The organism is Conexibacter arvalis, from assembly GCF_014199525.1.
Taxonomy (GTDB): Bacteria; Actinomycetota; Thermoleophilia; order Solirubrobacterales; family Solirubrobacteraceae; genus Conexibacter; species Conexibacter arvalis.
Window position 1 is genome coordinate 386,427 of sequence record NZ_JACHNU010000002.1, and the last position, 14,167, is coordinate 400,593.

The 14,167-nt window shown below is 73.8% G+C and carries 15 protein-coding genes; 8 read left to right on the forward strand and 7 right to left on the reverse strand.

Annotated elements, in window-relative coordinates; genetic code table 11:
* Window positions 1–17 precede the first annotated feature (17 nt).
* Entirely contained in the window at window positions 18–977 is a 960-nt protein-coding gene (locus tag BDZ31_RS10415) for a 4-hydroxy-3-methylbut-2-enyl diphosphate reductase (RefSeq protein ID WP_183341743.1), read from the reverse strand.
* A gap of 46 nt (window positions 978–1,023) precedes the next feature.
* Here BDZ31_RS10415 and lepB point away from each other — a divergent pair, with 46 nt between their 5' ends.
* The gene (lepB, locus tag BDZ31_RS10420) at window positions 1,024–1,674 is read left to right on the forward strand and encodes a signal peptidase I (RefSeq protein ID WP_183342464.1); all 651 of its coding nucleotides are present in this window, start codon (window positions 1,024–1,026) and stop codon (window positions 1,672–1,674) included.
* Here the strand turns inward: lepB and BDZ31_RS10425 are convergent.
* Window positions 1,641–2,561: a M28 family metallopeptidase gene (locus BDZ31_RS10425; RefSeq protein WP_183341744.1), complete on the reverse strand. Its 921-nt coding sequence runs from the start codon at window positions 2,559–2,561 to the stop codon at window positions 1,641–1,643. The genes lepB and BDZ31_RS10425 overlap by 34 nt on opposite strands.
* 146 nt (window positions 2,562–2,707) lie before the next feature.
* Between BDZ31_RS10425 and BDZ31_RS10430 the strand changes: the two genes are divergently transcribed.
* Complete coding sequence (locus BDZ31_RS10430) at window positions 2,708–4,426, forward strand: WS/DGAT/MGAT family O-acyltransferase (protein ID WP_343075566.1); 1,719 nt, start codon at window positions 2,708–2,710, stop codon at window positions 4,424–4,426.
* A 9-nt stretch (window positions 4,427–4,435) separates the two neighbouring features.
* Here the strand turns inward: BDZ31_RS10430 and BDZ31_RS10435 are convergent, their stop codons facing one another.
* Together BDZ31_RS10435 and BDZ31_RS10440 are read right to left on the reverse strand one after the other, a co-directional pair.
* The gene (locus tag BDZ31_RS10435; RefSeq protein WP_183341746.1) at window positions 4,436–6,121 is read right to left on the reverse strand and encodes a S8 family serine peptidase; all 1,686 of its coding nucleotides are present in this window, start codon (window positions 6,119–6,121) and stop codon (window positions 4,436–4,438) included.
* A gap of 75 nt (window positions 6,122–6,196) precedes the next feature.
* Window positions 6,197–6,493: an iron-sulfur cluster assembly protein gene (locus tag BDZ31_RS10440; RefSeq protein ID WP_183341747.1), complete on the reverse strand. Its 297-nt coding sequence runs from the start codon at window positions 6,491–6,493 to the stop codon at window positions 6,197–6,199.
* A gap of 50 nt (window positions 6,494–6,543) precedes the next feature.
* Here BDZ31_RS10440 and BDZ31_RS10445 point away from each other — a divergent pair, with 50 nt between their 5' ends.
* The 4 genes from BDZ31_RS10445 to BDZ31_RS10460 all read left to right on the forward strand — a co-directional run bounded on the left by BDZ31_RS10445 (window position 6,544) and on the right by BDZ31_RS10460 (window position 9,051).
* Window positions 6,544–6,966, forward strand: a complete 423-nt coding sequence (locus BDZ31_RS10445) for an STAS domain-containing protein (protein WP_183341748.1) — start codon at window positions 6,544–6,546, stop codon at window positions 6,964–6,966.
* A gap of 74 nt (window positions 6,967–7,040) precedes the next feature.
* Window positions 7,041–7,511, forward strand: a complete 471-nt coding sequence (locus BDZ31_RS10450) for an FxsA family protein (RefSeq protein WP_183341749.1) — start codon at window positions 7,041–7,043, stop codon at window positions 7,509–7,511.
* Window positions 7,508–8,389: a DUF7065 domain-containing protein gene (locus tag BDZ31_RS10455; RefSeq protein ID WP_183341750.1), complete on the forward strand. Its 882-nt coding sequence runs from the start codon at window positions 7,508–7,510 to the stop codon at window positions 8,387–8,389. Before BDZ31_RS10450 ends, BDZ31_RS10455 begins: the two co-directional genes overlap by 4 nt.
* Window positions 8,386–9,051: an HAD family hydrolase gene (locus BDZ31_RS10460; protein ID WP_183341751.1), complete on the forward strand. Its 666-nt coding sequence runs from the start codon at window positions 8,386–8,388 to the stop codon at window positions 9,049–9,051. The genes BDZ31_RS10455 and BDZ31_RS10460 overlap by 4 nt, the downstream gene beginning before the upstream one ends.
* Here BDZ31_RS10460 and BDZ31_RS10465 read toward each other — a convergent pair.
* On the reverse strand, window positions 9,048–9,410 hold the full coding sequence (locus BDZ31_RS10465) for a hypothetical protein (protein WP_246344890.1): 363 nt from the start codon (window positions 9,408–9,410) through the stop codon (window positions 9,048–9,050). The genes BDZ31_RS10460 and BDZ31_RS10465 overlap by 4 nt on opposite strands.
* 254 nt (window positions 9,411–9,664) lie before the next feature.
* Here BDZ31_RS10465 and BDZ31_RS10470 point away from each other — a divergent pair, with 254 nt between their 5' ends.
* Window positions 9,665–9,928, forward strand: a complete 264-nt coding sequence (locus BDZ31_RS10470) for a helix-turn-helix domain-containing protein (RefSeq protein WP_183341753.1) — start codon at window positions 9,665–9,667, stop codon at window positions 9,926–9,928.
* Between the two features lie 200 nt (window positions 9,929–10,128).
* On the forward strand, window positions 10,129–10,455 hold the full coding sequence (locus BDZ31_RS10475; protein WP_183341754.1) for a hypothetical protein: 327 nt from the start codon (window positions 10,129–10,131) through the stop codon (window positions 10,453–10,455).
* Window positions 10,456–10,467: 12 nt separating this feature from the next.
* Here BDZ31_RS10475 and BDZ31_RS10480 read toward each other — a convergent pair whose 3' ends face one another.
* The gene (locus BDZ31_RS10480; protein WP_183341756.1) at window positions 10,468–11,808 is read right to left on the reverse strand and encodes a hypothetical protein; all 1,341 of its coding nucleotides are present in this window, start codon (window positions 11,806–11,808) and stop codon (window positions 10,468–10,470) included.
* Between the two features lie 748 nt (window positions 11,809–12,556).
* Window positions 12,557–14,086 (reverse strand): sigma-70 family RNA polymerase sigma factor, encoded by a 1,530-nt coding sequence (locus tag BDZ31_RS10485; protein ID WP_183341758.1) that lies wholly within the window; start codon window positions 14,084–14,086, stop codon window positions 12,557–12,559.
* Between the last annotated feature and the right edge of the window lie 81 nt (window positions 14,087–14,167).

Below are 14,167 nucleotides of genomic sequence, written 5' to 3' on the forward strand. Positions count from 1 at the left end.
GTGGGCGACGGCCGCGGTCAGGCCGACTGCGCCGCCATCGCCTGGCGGATCGGCTTCGGCAGCATGAAGCGGACGTCCTCCTGGACGACCTCGAGTTCCTCGACGATCGCGGTGCCGCGGGCGCGGAAGAACTCGACGAGGCGCTGGACGAGCTCCTCGGGCGCGCTCGCGCCGGAGGTGATGCCGACGACGCGGCGGCCCTCCAGCCACGCCTCGTCGACCTGGCCCTCGTGGTCGATCAGGTGGGAGTCGGTGCCGAGCTCGCGCGTCACGTCGACGAGGCGCTGCGAGTTGGAGGAGTTCTGCGAGCCGATCACGAGCACGAGGTCGCACGCTCTCGCCAGCTGCTTGACGGCCGCCTGGCGGTTGGTCGTCGCGTAGCAGATGTCGTCGGTGCGCGGCCCGGTGATGTTCGGGAACTTCTCGCGCAGGCGGGCGATGATCGAGCGCGTCTCGTCGACCGACAGCGTCGTCTGCGAGATGTAGGCGATCCTGTCCTGGTCCGCGATCTCGAGCCGGTCGACGTCCTCCTCGGTCTCGACGAGCACGATGTGGTCCGGCGCCTCGCCCATCGTCCCCTCGACCTCCTCGTGGCCGGCATGGCCGATGAGGACGATCGTGTAGTCGTCGGCGGCGAATCTGACCGCCTCCCGGTGGACCTTCGTCACCAGCGGGCAGGTCGCGTCGATCGTGTTCAGCCCGCGTCTGGCCGAGTTCTCGTGGACGCTCGGCGCGACGCCGTGGGCGGAGAAGACGACCGTCGAGCCCTCCGGCACCTCGCTCTCGTCCTCGACGAAGATCGCGCCGCGCGAGCGCAGCTGCTCGACGACGTGCTTGTTGTGGACGATCTCCTTGCGCACGTAGACCGGCGCGCCGTGGAAGTCGAGCGCGCGCTCGACCGTCTGGACGGCGCGGTCGACGCCCGCGCAGTAGCCGCGCGGGGAGGCGAGGAGGATCTTCTCGGGAGCGGGACGCATGCGACTCGACACAGTGTAGGCCACCGTCTACGGTCTTCACGTGGCGATGGTCCGAAACGACGCCGGCGGCCTCTCCCCCAAGGAGGAGAAGAACGGCACGAACAAGGTGGTCGAGCTCGTCGGGATCGTCGTGTTCGCGCTGCTGCTCGCCTTCCTGATCCAGCTCTTCCTCGTGAAGACCTACCGGATCCCGAGCGGCTCGATGGAGCCGACGCTCGACATCGGACAGCGCGTGCTCGTCAACCGCATCGGCATGCGCTTCGGCGAGCCGAAGGTCGGCGACATCGTCGTCTTCCACCCGCCCGAGGGCGCCGACGTGCGGCCGCTCGGCGCCTGCGGCACCAGCGACGAGGGCGTCGGCACGACGCGGCCGTGCTCGGTCGCGACCCCCGGCGCCTCCGACCAGACCTTCATCAAGCGCGTCGTCGCCGTCGGCGGCGACACGGTCGCGATCCGCGGCGGTCGCGTCGTGCTCAACGGCAGAGTCCAGGACGAGCCGTTCATCCGCCCGTGCGGGCCGGAGGGCGCGTGCAGCTTCCCGACCGCGGTCACCGTCCCCGACGGCAGCTTCTACATGCTCGGCGACAACCGCGGCGCCTCCGACGACAGCCGCTTCTGGGGGCCGGTCAAGGAGGACCAGCTGATCGGGACGGCGTTCGCGACCTACTGGCCGCCGAACCGGATCGGCCTCTTCTGACGCAGCAGCTCCGTCAGCGCCTCGCCGACGGCGTCGAGCGAGCGGGCGTCGACTCTGTCGAGCCGGTCGCACGCTCTGTGGAAGCAGTCGTAGCGGAAGTCGATCAGGTCGACGGCCGGCACGCCCGCGCGATTGAACGGCGTGTGGTCGTCGAGGATCTCCCCGACCGCGCGGTCCGGGAAGACCGCGCCGACGCCGACGCGCGCGGCGGCCGCCCGCAGCCGCTCCCAGACCGCCTCGTCCGATCCGCCCTCCCGCGGCAGCCGCAGGCCTCGCTGACCGACGAAGTCGACGACGATCGCGGCCCCCAGCTCGTCGGCGTGGCGTCTGACGTAGGCGCGGCTGCCGCGCAGGCCGCTGGAGTAAAAGTCGGCGGAGTCGTCGGGCGACTCCTCGCCGTCGAAGAGGACGAAGCGCAGCTCGGGCGCGCCGGCCGGGCGGCCGCTCCGTCTCAGCGCGCGGGCCAGCTCGAGCACGACCGCGGTGCCGGCGGCGCCGTCGTTGGCGCCGACGAAGCCCGGGATCGCCTTCGTGTCGTAGTGGGCGCCGACGACGATCGCCGGTCGGCTGCCGGGCAGCACGCCGACGACGTTGCGCAGCCCGCCCGGCACCGCTTCGAAGCGGCCGCCGGGAAGCCGCGCGCGCAGCCATCTCGCGAGCTGGCGCGAGGCGCCCGAGCCGGCGGGACGCGGGCCGCGCGCGACCTGGGCGCGCACGTCGGCGTGGGCGCGCCCGCCGTCGAAGCGGTCGCCGTTCGCCGCCGGCACGGCGGCCCGTCGCTCGCCGCCGCCGTCGTCGCCGGCCGCCAGCACGATCGCGACGCCGATCGCGATCGCGCCGCAGAGGAGGACCGGGAGCAGCGCCCATGCGAGTCCGCGCGTCGCCATGGCGGAAGCTTCGCATGCGGCGCGCCTTCGACATCCGGAGGGTGCGTGGAGCGCTTCCGGGTAATACGCTTGAAAATCCGGACCAACAGACGGCGGCTTGGGGGTTGTGAGGCGTGGCGCAGGAACACCTCGATCGACTGACCGCAGTGGACGCGTCCTTCCTCCACCAGGAGGACGCCGCGTCGCACATGCACATCGGCGCGGTCACCATCTTCGAGGGGCCGCCGCCGCCGTTCTCAGCGGTGCTCGACCACATCCGCGGCCGCCTCCGGTTCGTCCCCCGCTACCGGCAGAAGCTCGCCTACCCGCCGCTCGACAGCGGCCGTCCGCTGTGGGTCGACGACCCGACCTTCAACCTCGAGTACCACGTCCGCCACAGCGCGCTGCCGGCCCCCGGCAGCGAGCAGCAGCTCTACCGGCTCGCCGCCCGCATCACCTCCCAGCAGCTCGACCGCTCCAAGCCGCTGTGGGAGTGCTGGTTCGTCGAGGGGCTGGAGGACGACCGCTTCGCGCTGATCTTCAAGACCCACCACGCGCTCGTCGACGGCGTCTCGGGCGTCGACCTCGCGACGGTCCTGTTCGACCTGCAGCCGATGCCGCCGAGACTCGACCCCGAGCCGGAGCCGTGGCAGCCGCGGCCCGAGCCGACGAGCGCGGAGCTGGTCGCCGCCGGCGTCGCCGGCCTCGCGAAGACGGCCGTCGACGTCGCCTCCAAGGCGCTCGCCGCGGCGACCAACCCGAGCGGCGCAGTCGACGCCCTGCGCGAGGCCGCCGAGGGGATCGGCGAGATCGTCTGGGCCGGCCTCAACCCGGCGCCGGAGACGCCGCTCAACGTGCCGATCGGGCCCCACCGCCGCTACGCGATCGTGCGCAACCAGCTCGACGACTTCCGCTACGTCAAGGGCGTCTTCGGCGGGACCGTCAACGACGTCGTGCTGGCGGTCATCTCCGGCGCGCTCGGCCGCTGGCTGCGCTCGCGGGGGATCCGCACCGAGGGGCTGGAGCTGCGCGCGCTCGTGCCGGTCTCGATCCGCGGCGAGCAGGGCAGACACCAGCTCGGCAACCAGATCGTCCTGATGCGCGGTCCCCTCCCGGTCTACATCAAGGACCCGGTCGCGCGGCTGCGGTTCGTGAAGGAGGCGATGGACGGGCTGAAGGAGTCCAAGCAGGCGGTCGGCGCGAAGGTGCTCGCCGACGTGCAGCAGCTGGCGCCGCCGACCGTGCTCGCGCAGGCATCGCGGATCCAGTTCTCGACCCGCCTCTTCAACCTGCTGACGACCAACGTCCCCGGCCCGCAGTTCCCGCTCTACGTGCTCGGCCGCGAGCTGCAGGACCTCTTCCCGGTCGCCTTCCTGCCGAAGAACCACAGCCTCGCGATCGCGATCATGTCGTACAACGGCAGAGTCAACTTCGGCCTGCTCGGCGACTACGACGCGCTGCCCGACGTCGACCTGATCGCCGACGGCGTCGCCGACGGGCTGGCCGAGCTGAAGCGGGCGGCGCAGGCGAAGGAGGCCCGCATCGCCGGTGCGCGCGCGGCGGTCGACGCGGCGACGAGAGCGCGCCCCCGCAGCGACGGCAGAGCGCCGGCGAGCGCGAGACGGAGACGGCCGGCGTCGCGCGCCGGCAGGTCCTCGACGGCGCGCAGACCCGGCGGCCGTGCGCAGCCGCCGACCTCGCGACCGGCCGAGCCGGCGCCGGTCGCCGCTCCGGGCGCGCCGTCCGCCCCCCAGGAGCGGGACGGCGAGCCGCAGCTGCTGCCGCGCGGGCCGGTCTCGCGCGCCGACGGCCCCGGCGCGGCGATGCGCGCACGACGTCGGCGCCGGCCGTCGTCCAACGGCGCGGGACCGGGCGGCGGCGCGTAGGCGGCGCGGTCAGCGCGGCGCGCGCACGACGACCGCGTCGCGCCCCAAGCGCTCGCGGTTGCCGGCGCGATCGAGCGCGCGCGAGCGGACCGCGTAGCGGGCGCCCGGCGTGACGCCGACGTTCGTCGCGCGCACGCTCGCGCGCAGGACGATCCGCCGCGTCTCCCGCTTGTCGCCGTCGAGCGGCTCCAGCGACAGCTCGACCGATCTCACGCCCGACGCGACGACTCCGGCGGGCGCCGGGTCCCCGCTCGTCCAGCGCAGCGCGACGACGCCGCTGCGGGTGCCGGGCTGGGCCCGCACCTGGGAGACCGGCGCGCGGCGGTCGATCGCGGCCGCCGCCGCGACTGCGCGCCCGGCGTCGAGGATCCCCCAGCCGAGGTCGGCGCTCCAGCCGCTCCCGGCCGGCCGGGTCGCGGTCCGCTTCAGCAGCCGGACGACCGCTCGGACCGGCAGGTCCGGGTTGAGCGCCCGCACGAGCGCCGCCGTGGCCGCGACCTGCGGCGCCGCCATCGACGTGCCGGCGAGGTAGCCGTAGCGGCTGTCGCCGGCGATCGCGGTGCGACATCTGCAGGGCACGGTGCCCTGCTCGAAGCGTGTCGGGCTCGACGGGAAGGCGCCGACGACGCCGAGCGGCGAGCTGGCGCCGACGCCGGCCGTGCCGTACGCGGCGAGCGAGATCTGCGAGCCGAAGCCGGCGAAGGAGGCGCGCGCGCCGCCGTAGGTCGCGGCGGTGACGCTCAGCCCGATGCCGGCGCCGATGTCGGCGCCGCTCCCGGTCGGCTGCAGGAGGTTGGCCGGGTCGCCCTGCTCGCGCACCGGCTCGTCGGCCGCCGCCGCGACCAGCACGACGCGGCGGTGGTACGCGTAGCGGATCGCGCGTCTGATCGCCGCGCTCGCCGGCCGGCTGCCGTCGTCGCCGAAGCTCATGTTGATCGCGTGGGCGCCGCGGTCGGTGGCGTCGACGATCGAGGCGGCGATGCTCGCGTCGCTCAGGTCGGTCTTCTCGACCACCAGCCGGCAGTCCCGCCCGGCGCCGGCGATCCCGACGGCGTTGCCGGCCGCCGCGCACGCGAGCGAGGCGACGTGCGTCCCGTGGCCGTCCTCGTCGCTGGACGGGGGCACGTTGGCGTGGCCCGAGCCGCGCTGGTCGACGACGGCGGCGAGCTTGGGCGCGAGCTCGGGGTGGCTCGCGTCGACGCCGGTGTCGACGACCCCGACGAGCGCGCGCTCGCCGCGCGTGATCTCCCACGCGGCGGGGAAGTTCGAGCGCAGCAGCGGCCACTGCAGCGGCGTCCCCGCCGGCAGCGGCGAGACCGCCGCGCCGGCGACCGGCTCGGGCAGGTGCAGCCCCGGGTCGTCGGGCACGTCGCGCAGCCGCATCCGACGCTCCGGCTCCGCCGCGCCGATCCCGGGCGCGGTCGCGAGCCGACGCGCGGCGCGCGCCGGCGACTCGCCGCGCGGCGCGCGGACGGTCGTGAGGCCGATCTGCGGGACCACGGGACCGGCCGCGCGCATGCCGGCGCTCGCCGCCGCGGCACGTGCCGCCCGGGCGCCGGCCGCGCCGGGCTCGGAGAGCACGACGATCCGGCCGGTCGGCTGCGCGCCGGCGGCGCTCGCCGTCGTGGCCGCGACGAGCAGGGCGATTCCGAGCAGGAGCCCGGCGACGGCGGTCGGCAGGGCGCGACGGGCCATCAGGCGAGGATAGTCAGCACCGGACGCCGCCCCGAGCGGCGCGGCGTCAGGCAACCGGGGAGCGGTCTCGCGCGCTCAGAAGCCGAGCGCGAACTTGGCGTCCTCGCTCATGCGGTCGGGCGACCACGGCGGCGTGAACACCATCTTCGGATTGACCTCGTCGACGTCGTCGAGCTCGCCGACGAACTCGACCATCTGCTCGCTCACCTGCGGCCCGATCGGGCAGGCCGGCGTCGTGAGCGTGAACGTGATGTTGACGGTCGAGCCGTCGATCTCGACGTCGTAGACGAGACCGAGCTCGACGAAGTCGAGGCCCAGCTCCGGGTCGATGACGTTGGACAGCGCGTCGTTGACTTCTTCGATGGTCGGCACGGCTTCGAGTCTAGCGACGCCGCCCGCGGTGGCGGTCGCCGTCGGCCAAGGTGAGATTCCACTTATCTTGTTGCGCCGCCCGTGAAGGTTTCGTTAGGTTCGCGCGCATCGTCGACTACGCAGAACATCCGCCCACGCTGCGCTGCTCGGGGGACGAGGACCGCGCGACGCAGGCCCGCCGGCGGCCCGCCCTCGCACGGGCGATCAAGGCCCGCGCCGACGTCGTCGTCGACCTCACCGACCTGACCTGGGCCGACGCCTCGCTGATGCTCGACTTCGCGATGCTCGCGCGCCGGCTGCGCGTGGAGGGTCTCGGCGTCGCGCTCTGCAACCCGCAGCCGCAGATCGTCGCCCTGATCGAGCTGGTCGGCCTCGACCGGCTCCCGGGCGTGCGCGTCGACCGCGCGACCGCGACCGCGCCGGCGGTCACGCTCGGCGCGGCGGTGGCGAGGCTGCGCGTCGCGCACGCGTGAGCGGCCGCGCGCGGCGCGCACGCGCTGACCGCTCCCGGGAGCCGGGGTCGCGCTCGGGTAGCCTTGGACGGACCATGTTTCCCCTGCTCCTGCTGCTGATCCTCTTCCCGATCGCGGAGCTGTACGTGATCGTCCAGGTCGGGCAGGCGATCGGCGCCCTGGAGACGATCGGGCTGCTGCTGCTCGGGACGATCCTTGGCGGCGTGCTGCTGCGCTCCCAGGGCCGGCTCGCGTGGCGCCGCTTCCGCGCCGCGCTCAGCGCCGGCCGCGTCCCCGCCCGCGAGGTCGTCGACGGCGCGCTCGTGATCTTCGGCGGCTCGCTGCTGATCGTGCCCGGCTTCATCAGCGACGTCGTCGGGCTGCTCCTGCTGCTGCCGCCGACCCGCGTCGCGGTCCGCAAGGCGCTCCTGAGCGGGGCCCGCGGCCGGATGCTGATGACCTTCGCGGCCGTCGGCGGAGCACCGCGCGGCCGGGCACGGCAGGATTACGACGTGGACTCCACCGCACACGACGTCGACAGCCCCGGCCACCAGCTGCGCGGATGATCGGCCCAGAGCTCGAATCGCCCCGCCCCGCCGACGGCGAGGGCTTCGGCGACGCAGTCACCTACGCCTTCGGCGACCCCGGCGCCGGCCTCTACGGCAGCGTCCGCCTCGGCCTCGTCCCCGGCGAGCCGCCGCACGCCAGCAGCATCGTGCTGCTGTTCCACGCCGGCGAGATCGTCTCGGTCGCCTCCTCCGGCGCCGTAGAGCAGTCCGAGCTCGACTGGAGCGAGGTCTCGGCCGGTGACGCGAGCGCCGCGATCGTCGAGCCGCTCAGACGCTGGACCGTCTCCTACGACGGCGACGAGGGCGGCTTCGAGCTGCGCTTCGACGCCCTCGGCGAGCCGGCCGCGATCGGCCGCGGCGAGCTGGCCGGCAGCGCCGCCGGGCTGGAGGGCTACGAGCAGCTCTGCCGCGTGCGCGGCACCGTCCAGGTCGGCGAGCGCAGATGGACGCTCGACTGCCTCGGACAGCGCGGCCACACCTGGGGCGCGCCCGACTGGCAGCAGCTGGAGCTCTCTCGAACCCTGTCGGTCTGGCTCGACGACGAGCGGGGCGTGACGTTCACCGCGGTCCGCCCGCGCGGCGTCGACGGGCACGAGGGCGAGCTGGTCGACGCCCATCTGTTCGCCGACGGGACCGTCGCGATCGACGACCCGCGCCTCTCGACCGGCCTCGACGGCGACGGCCGCCAGGCGCGCGCCGGGCTGGAGCTGTGGGTCGACGAGGAGGGCGAGGCCGGTCCACTGCGCGCGGCCGGAGAGGCCGTCTGCGGCACGACCTTCGACCTCGGCGAGCTGCGGCTCGACTGCGCCTTCTTCACCTGGCGGATGGAAGGGCGCCAGGGCGTCGGACGCTACGACCTGCTGCGGCGCAGATGAGCAGGATCGAGGCGGTCGTCTCCGACTTCGGCGGCGTCCTGACGACGCCGCTGCTGGAGGCGTTCACGGCGGTGCAGACGGCGCACGGGATCCCGCTGGAGGCGCTCGGCGAGGCGATGGTCCGCGCGACCGAGCGCAACGGCGGCGTCCAGCCGCTGTTCGAGCTGGAGAAGGGCGAGATCAGCGAGCGCGCCTTCGTCGCGCAGCTCAACGCGGGGCTGACCGACGTGCTCGGCAGACCGGTCGAGCTCGACGGCTTCGGCGAGGCGTTCTTCGCCGCGCTGCGGCCGAACGACGAGCTGTTCGCCTTCATGCGGCAGCTGCACGGGCGCGGCTACCGGATGGCGATCCTGACCAACAACGTGCGCGAATGGGAGCCGCTGTGGCGCGCGATGCTGCCGATCGACGAGATCTTCGAGCTGGTCGTCGACTCGGCCTTCGTCGGGATGCGCAAGCCGGACCCGGCGATCTACCAGCTGCTGCTGGAGCGGCTCGGCCTGCCGGCCGGGGCGGCCGTCTTCCTCGACGACCTCGAGATCAACTGCGACGCGGCCAGCGCGCTCGGGATGCGGGCCGTCCACTTCCGCGACAACGCGCAGGCGATCGGCGAGCTGGAGCGGCTGCTCGACGGCGCCGCGGAGATGCCGTCGTCCGCAGGCTAGTTCTCGGAGCCGAGCCGGTCCCAGCAGTACAGCTCGACGCACTCGCGCGCGAGCTCGCGGCAGCGGGCGTCCGACAGGAACGGCAGGACCATCTCCAGCGACTGCTCCTCGGTGACGCCGGCGTCGAACGCTTCCTCGCCGCGGAAGCCGGCGGCGATCTTCAGCGCCTCGCGCCGGTTCTCCCCCAGCGAGGGGAAGACGTTGACGAGGAACTCCTTGTTCGCGATCGGGTGGCCGACCTCGAGCGAGGCGTGCCACGCCGCGAGCATCGAGAGGTCATGGTCGTCGAGATCGGCGACGGCCTTCGCGTAGTGGGAGTCAAGCTCGGCCTCCGGGATCTCGTCGACCCACGCGCGCACGACTTCTCCGAGCAGCTGACGGCGGGCCTCTCGACCGACCGAGTTGGCAATCACGCGAATGGCATTCTGAGGCTCGATGAAGCAGAGGGACATCGGGGCTCCCGTGTCGACACGGATCGAGGAACAGATCTCGTGCAGGAGAGTACGGCTCGGTGTGGACGGCAAAAATCACGCTCCCGATGAGAGCCGGCCCGAAGCCGATCCACGACGTAAATGTCGTTGAAGAAGTGGCGGCCGCAACAGAGGGTGGCGCGGTGCCGGATGCCACCCCCCTGCTGCGCGCGCTCGGCGTCGCGCTGAGAGAACGTCGCGACGAGCTGGGCCTCACGCAGGAGGCGGTCTCGTTGCGCACGGGCGTCCCGCAGCGCCGGATCTGGGAGCTGGAAGCCGGGATCGGCAACCCGACGGCGCGCACGCTGCTGCGGCTCGTCGCCGGGTTGGACATGCCCTGCTCACAGTTGTTCATCCGCGCCGAGCAGCTCGCCGGCGCCCCGGACACCGGCGTCGCGGACGCCTGACGCGCGCCGACGTTCAACCGGTTTTACGACGTTTGCGTCGTAAGCCGCGGGCTGCAAACATGGGGAATGCTGGCGTTTCCGTCCCGTCCGTGACGGGCGCCGGCATCGAGCGAGCGCCGCGGCCGCCCGGCGGGACGGGCGGCTGTCGGAAGCGCTCCGGAATGGCCACAGACCGGTCGGTCCGCCTCAGCGAGGATGAGATGCAGGTTGCGAGTGAGCAGGAGCAGGTCGACGAAGGCGAGGAGCGGGTCGCGTCGCTCGTCGAGCGCGGGCTGTTCGCCTCGGCGCTGGAGTTCTACGGCGCCGCCGGCGCCGCGATCGACTGCGGTGGGAGCGAGAAGCCGGCGCTGCGGCTCGACCTGGATGCGCTCCAAGCGGTGCGCGCCGCGATGGGCGCGCTGGAGCGCCGCATCGCGATCGCCTGGGGCGCCGGGCTCTCGTACGAGCGGATCGCGAGCATCACGCGGCTCGAGCTCGAGCTGGTCGAGCTGATCGTCCGGCGTCAGCGCGCCGAGCCGGCGCGCTGACGCCCGATCGCGTCACCCGACGCGCACCGTCACGGCCGTGGAGGTCGTCGACGCGAACGGGTAGCCGGCCTGTCTGGGAACGATCGCGCGGAAGGCGAACCGCCCGGAGCGCGAGCGGAAGCTGTAGCGGGTCTTCCATCTGCCCGAGCGCGTCGTGCGGACGGTCCGGAAGGTCCGCCAGCCCCATCCCTTCTGATGGCCCTGGAGCGTCACGAGCAGGCCGCCGCGTGGGATCGGCGCGCCGGCGACGCGGCCTGCGATCGAGACCGTGCCGCCGCCGGCGACGCGCGTGCGGTTGACCCGGACCGTGAGCGGCGCGAGCGACTCGATCAGGACGACGTTGGAGGCCCGGAAGGCGCGGCTGTCCGCGAACGGGTAGTAGGTCACTCTGACCTGACGGCTCGGCCCGGCCTTCAACGTGTGCGAGAAGCGTCCGTCGTCGCCGGTGCGCACCAGCCCGCTCGCCTTCCAGCGGCGGTTGAGGATGCGGGCGACGAGGTTGAGCCGGGCGTCGGCGATGCCGCGTCCGGCGGCGTCGGTGACCCGTCCCGTGATCGTCCAGCGTCTGGCATGGCGGCCGCGTGCCCTCGTCGCGGTTCCGCCGCCCGCCAAGCGGACGCGGAGGGTGACGCGCGCCTGGGCCGAGGCGCCGTCGCCGTTGGGCGCGTGCCCGCCCTGCTCGGCGATCGGGTTGCGAAGGCCGTCCACGCCGCCGGGCGAGGGGCCGCCGGCCGAGGGCCCGCCCGCCGGCGGGGTCGGCGTCGGGTCGCCGCCCTGTCTGCCGTCGCCCGGCTTCGGCCCGGGCGGCTCCTCCTCCGCGACGACGACCGCGGTCGGCGTCGAGCGCCCGCTGCCGCTGCCGTTCGGGTTCTCGGCGACCGCCTCGGCGACGACGCGGTGGCCGACGTCAGCCGAGGTGAGCGTATAGACGGTGCCGCCCGCTCCGGCGATCGCCGCGCACGCCTCGCCGCCGGCGTCGCAGCGCAGCCAGCGGACCGAGACCGCGGTCGGCGCGCCGTCCCAGGCACCGGTCGTCGCGGTCAGCATCCGGCCGACCCGCGCCTCGCCGCCGACCTGCGGCACGGCGGTCGCGATCGGCCCGTTGTGGCTCGTGAACGGTCCCTCGTGCAGCAGCGCGACGTTGCCGGCGACGTCCTCCACCTCGACCTTCAGCCGGTGCTCGCCGTCGCGCAGCCCACGCGTGTCGAACCCGAAGCTCCCGCTCGCGCTCACCGGGCACGGCTGCGGCGCCGCGAACTCGTACGGGTCGTCGTTCCCCGGCTCGACGTCCCGACACGCCCCGCCGTTGGAGTCGACCACCTCCCGCCGCACCTCTTCCCCATCGACCGACACGATCACCCGATAGACCCCGCCGCCCCAATCCCCAGCCGACACCCCCACGACGCCCTCGCCTCGCACGGGCGCGTAGGCACTGCCGGTGTCGACCCAGCCGGTGGGTGGGTGCAGATCGACAAGCCGGAACCACGCACGCGATATCGCGAGTCTCGCGCGGAACGGTCCGCACAACATGTCTCCCATCTCCTCCCAACAACGCAGCCGAGCGCTGATGCGTTCCCACGAGCCACCGGCATCCGCAACGGTCGCTCCAGCGTTGGTGCTGTCCGCGCTCGTGCCCCACGGCGGTATTCTCAACTCAAAGCGATTCGAGACTTCATCGTCGTCGTACCACGTGTCCACAACGTACGGGCGCGCGTACTCGCCGTCGACAACCGGCCACGCGATATCGAAAGTTCGCGCCAGTTCGAAGCTCGTGATCGTTGTGCCCGGCGCTGCGTCGAACTGCCACGTGCGGCCAACGCCCGGCTCCGCCGGCAACATGTCATCGCCGAACCGGATGCTCATAGGGCGACCTTGCGTGTTGCACGGCTCGACGGTTCCACCGTCACGATCTTGGCTGGCGGTTGACGCGGTCGCGCTCCACCCCGCGGATCCGACGGGGGTGCCGGTGGGGGTTTGGCAGGTGTGGACGGTGTAGGTGCCTGCGAGGGCGGCGGGGGTGACGATCAGTGGGAGCAGCGCGGCGAGGGCGCTGGTGAGGAGCCTTCGGGACATGGTCATGGCGTTGGCCTCTCCTTCGGGGTCAGAACTCGCCGGCGGCGCCGAACTCGGGGCGGCCGGCCGGTTGGTGAGATGGGGCGCTATGGGGCCGTGACGTGGATGACGGCGGCGACGACGTCGCGCGACTCGGGTCGGGCGACGTCGCGGTCGCGGCGGCCGGGGCGGCGTCGTCGCGTGCGGCGGAGTCGCCGGCACCGGCGTCGGCGGGATGCGCGCCGATGGCGGTCGGCGGCGTCGACGAACCACCCGCCGACGTGCCGCGCCTCGCCGCACCGTCCCGCGACGACGCGCCCGCCGACGCGCCCTTCGCCGTCGCGCCCGTCGACGCCACGGCCGCGCGGCCGGGATCCCGGCCGCTCCGATCGGCGTCGGCGTCGGCCTCGGCGCCCGCAGCGGACCCGCGGACCTCGAAGCCGAACTCGCCGAACGCGAGCGACGGCGACATGTCGGACGGATCGGCCCACTCGGGGACCTGCGGCCCGAGTCCCGGCAGCGCGGCCTGCGTCGGCTGCGAAGCGGCCGACGGCGCGGGCAGCGAGATCGGCTGCGAAGATGCTGGCGCGTCGGGTGCGACCGTCGATGCCGCAACACGCTCGACGCGCGGCGCCGGCTGTGAGTCGGCCGGGGCGGTGGCCGCGCGCTCGATCGCGGCGCCGCCGCCCGCGACCGCGACGGTCGACGCCGCGACGGCCGCGACCTTGCCGCCCGGGAGCGCCTCGAAGGCGCCCTGGAAGCGGACGGCCGAGGCCGTCAGCCGCTCCAGTGCGCCGTGGACGAGCGCTTCAAGGTGACGGCCGGGGCCGCCGCCCGCACCGCCCGCACCGATCGCCGCGACCGCCGGCAGCAGCAGCTCCGGCGGGACGATCGCTCCGACGTCGCGGGGCGCGGCGTGGAACCCGCGCAACGTCGCCCGGCAGGCCGCGCACGCGCGCAGGTGGGGCCGCAGCTCGGTGATCTCCCGCGCGCTCGCCTCTCCGTCGGCGAACGCCGACAGCGCCGGCAGCCAGCGCTCGCACTCGGCGCCCGACTCGATCGCACGCAGCCGCGCGAGCAGCGCCTTGCGACCCTCCGTCACGGCGCGGTTGCATCTCGTGTACGACCAGCCCTCGCGCTCGCAGATCTCCCGGTAGGAGAGCCCCTCGGCGCGCAGGGTCAGCGCGGTCAGCTCCTGCGGCTTCAGGCGGCGCAGCGCCTCGGCGGTGTGCGCCAGCCGCTCGAAGCGCTCGGCCCGCTCCGCCGGGTCCTCGGACGGCTCGCCGCCGGCCGCCTCGACGTCGACCTCCTCGCGGCCGAGCAGGCGCTCGCGCTCGACGCGGACCTGGTACGCCTCGTGGCGGATGATCGTCCGCAGGTACGACAGGGGGTTGTCGACCGTCGAGGCTCGCAGCCGTCTGACGAGGATCTCCAGCGCCCGCTGATAGGCGTCCTGCGCGTCGTCGGCGCACAGCGAGAAGCGCCGGGCGAAGCGCAGCAGCTCCCCCGCGTGCTCGCGCACGAGCGCGAGCACGACCTCTTCCGCGCCGTCTCGGCGACGGCCCGTCCTCGCTCCCATCTCTCCCTCCCTGGATCCGATGCGGTGGAGTCGCGCCGAACGGCGACGCGCCAAGCTCCACACACCGCTGTCATCGACAGG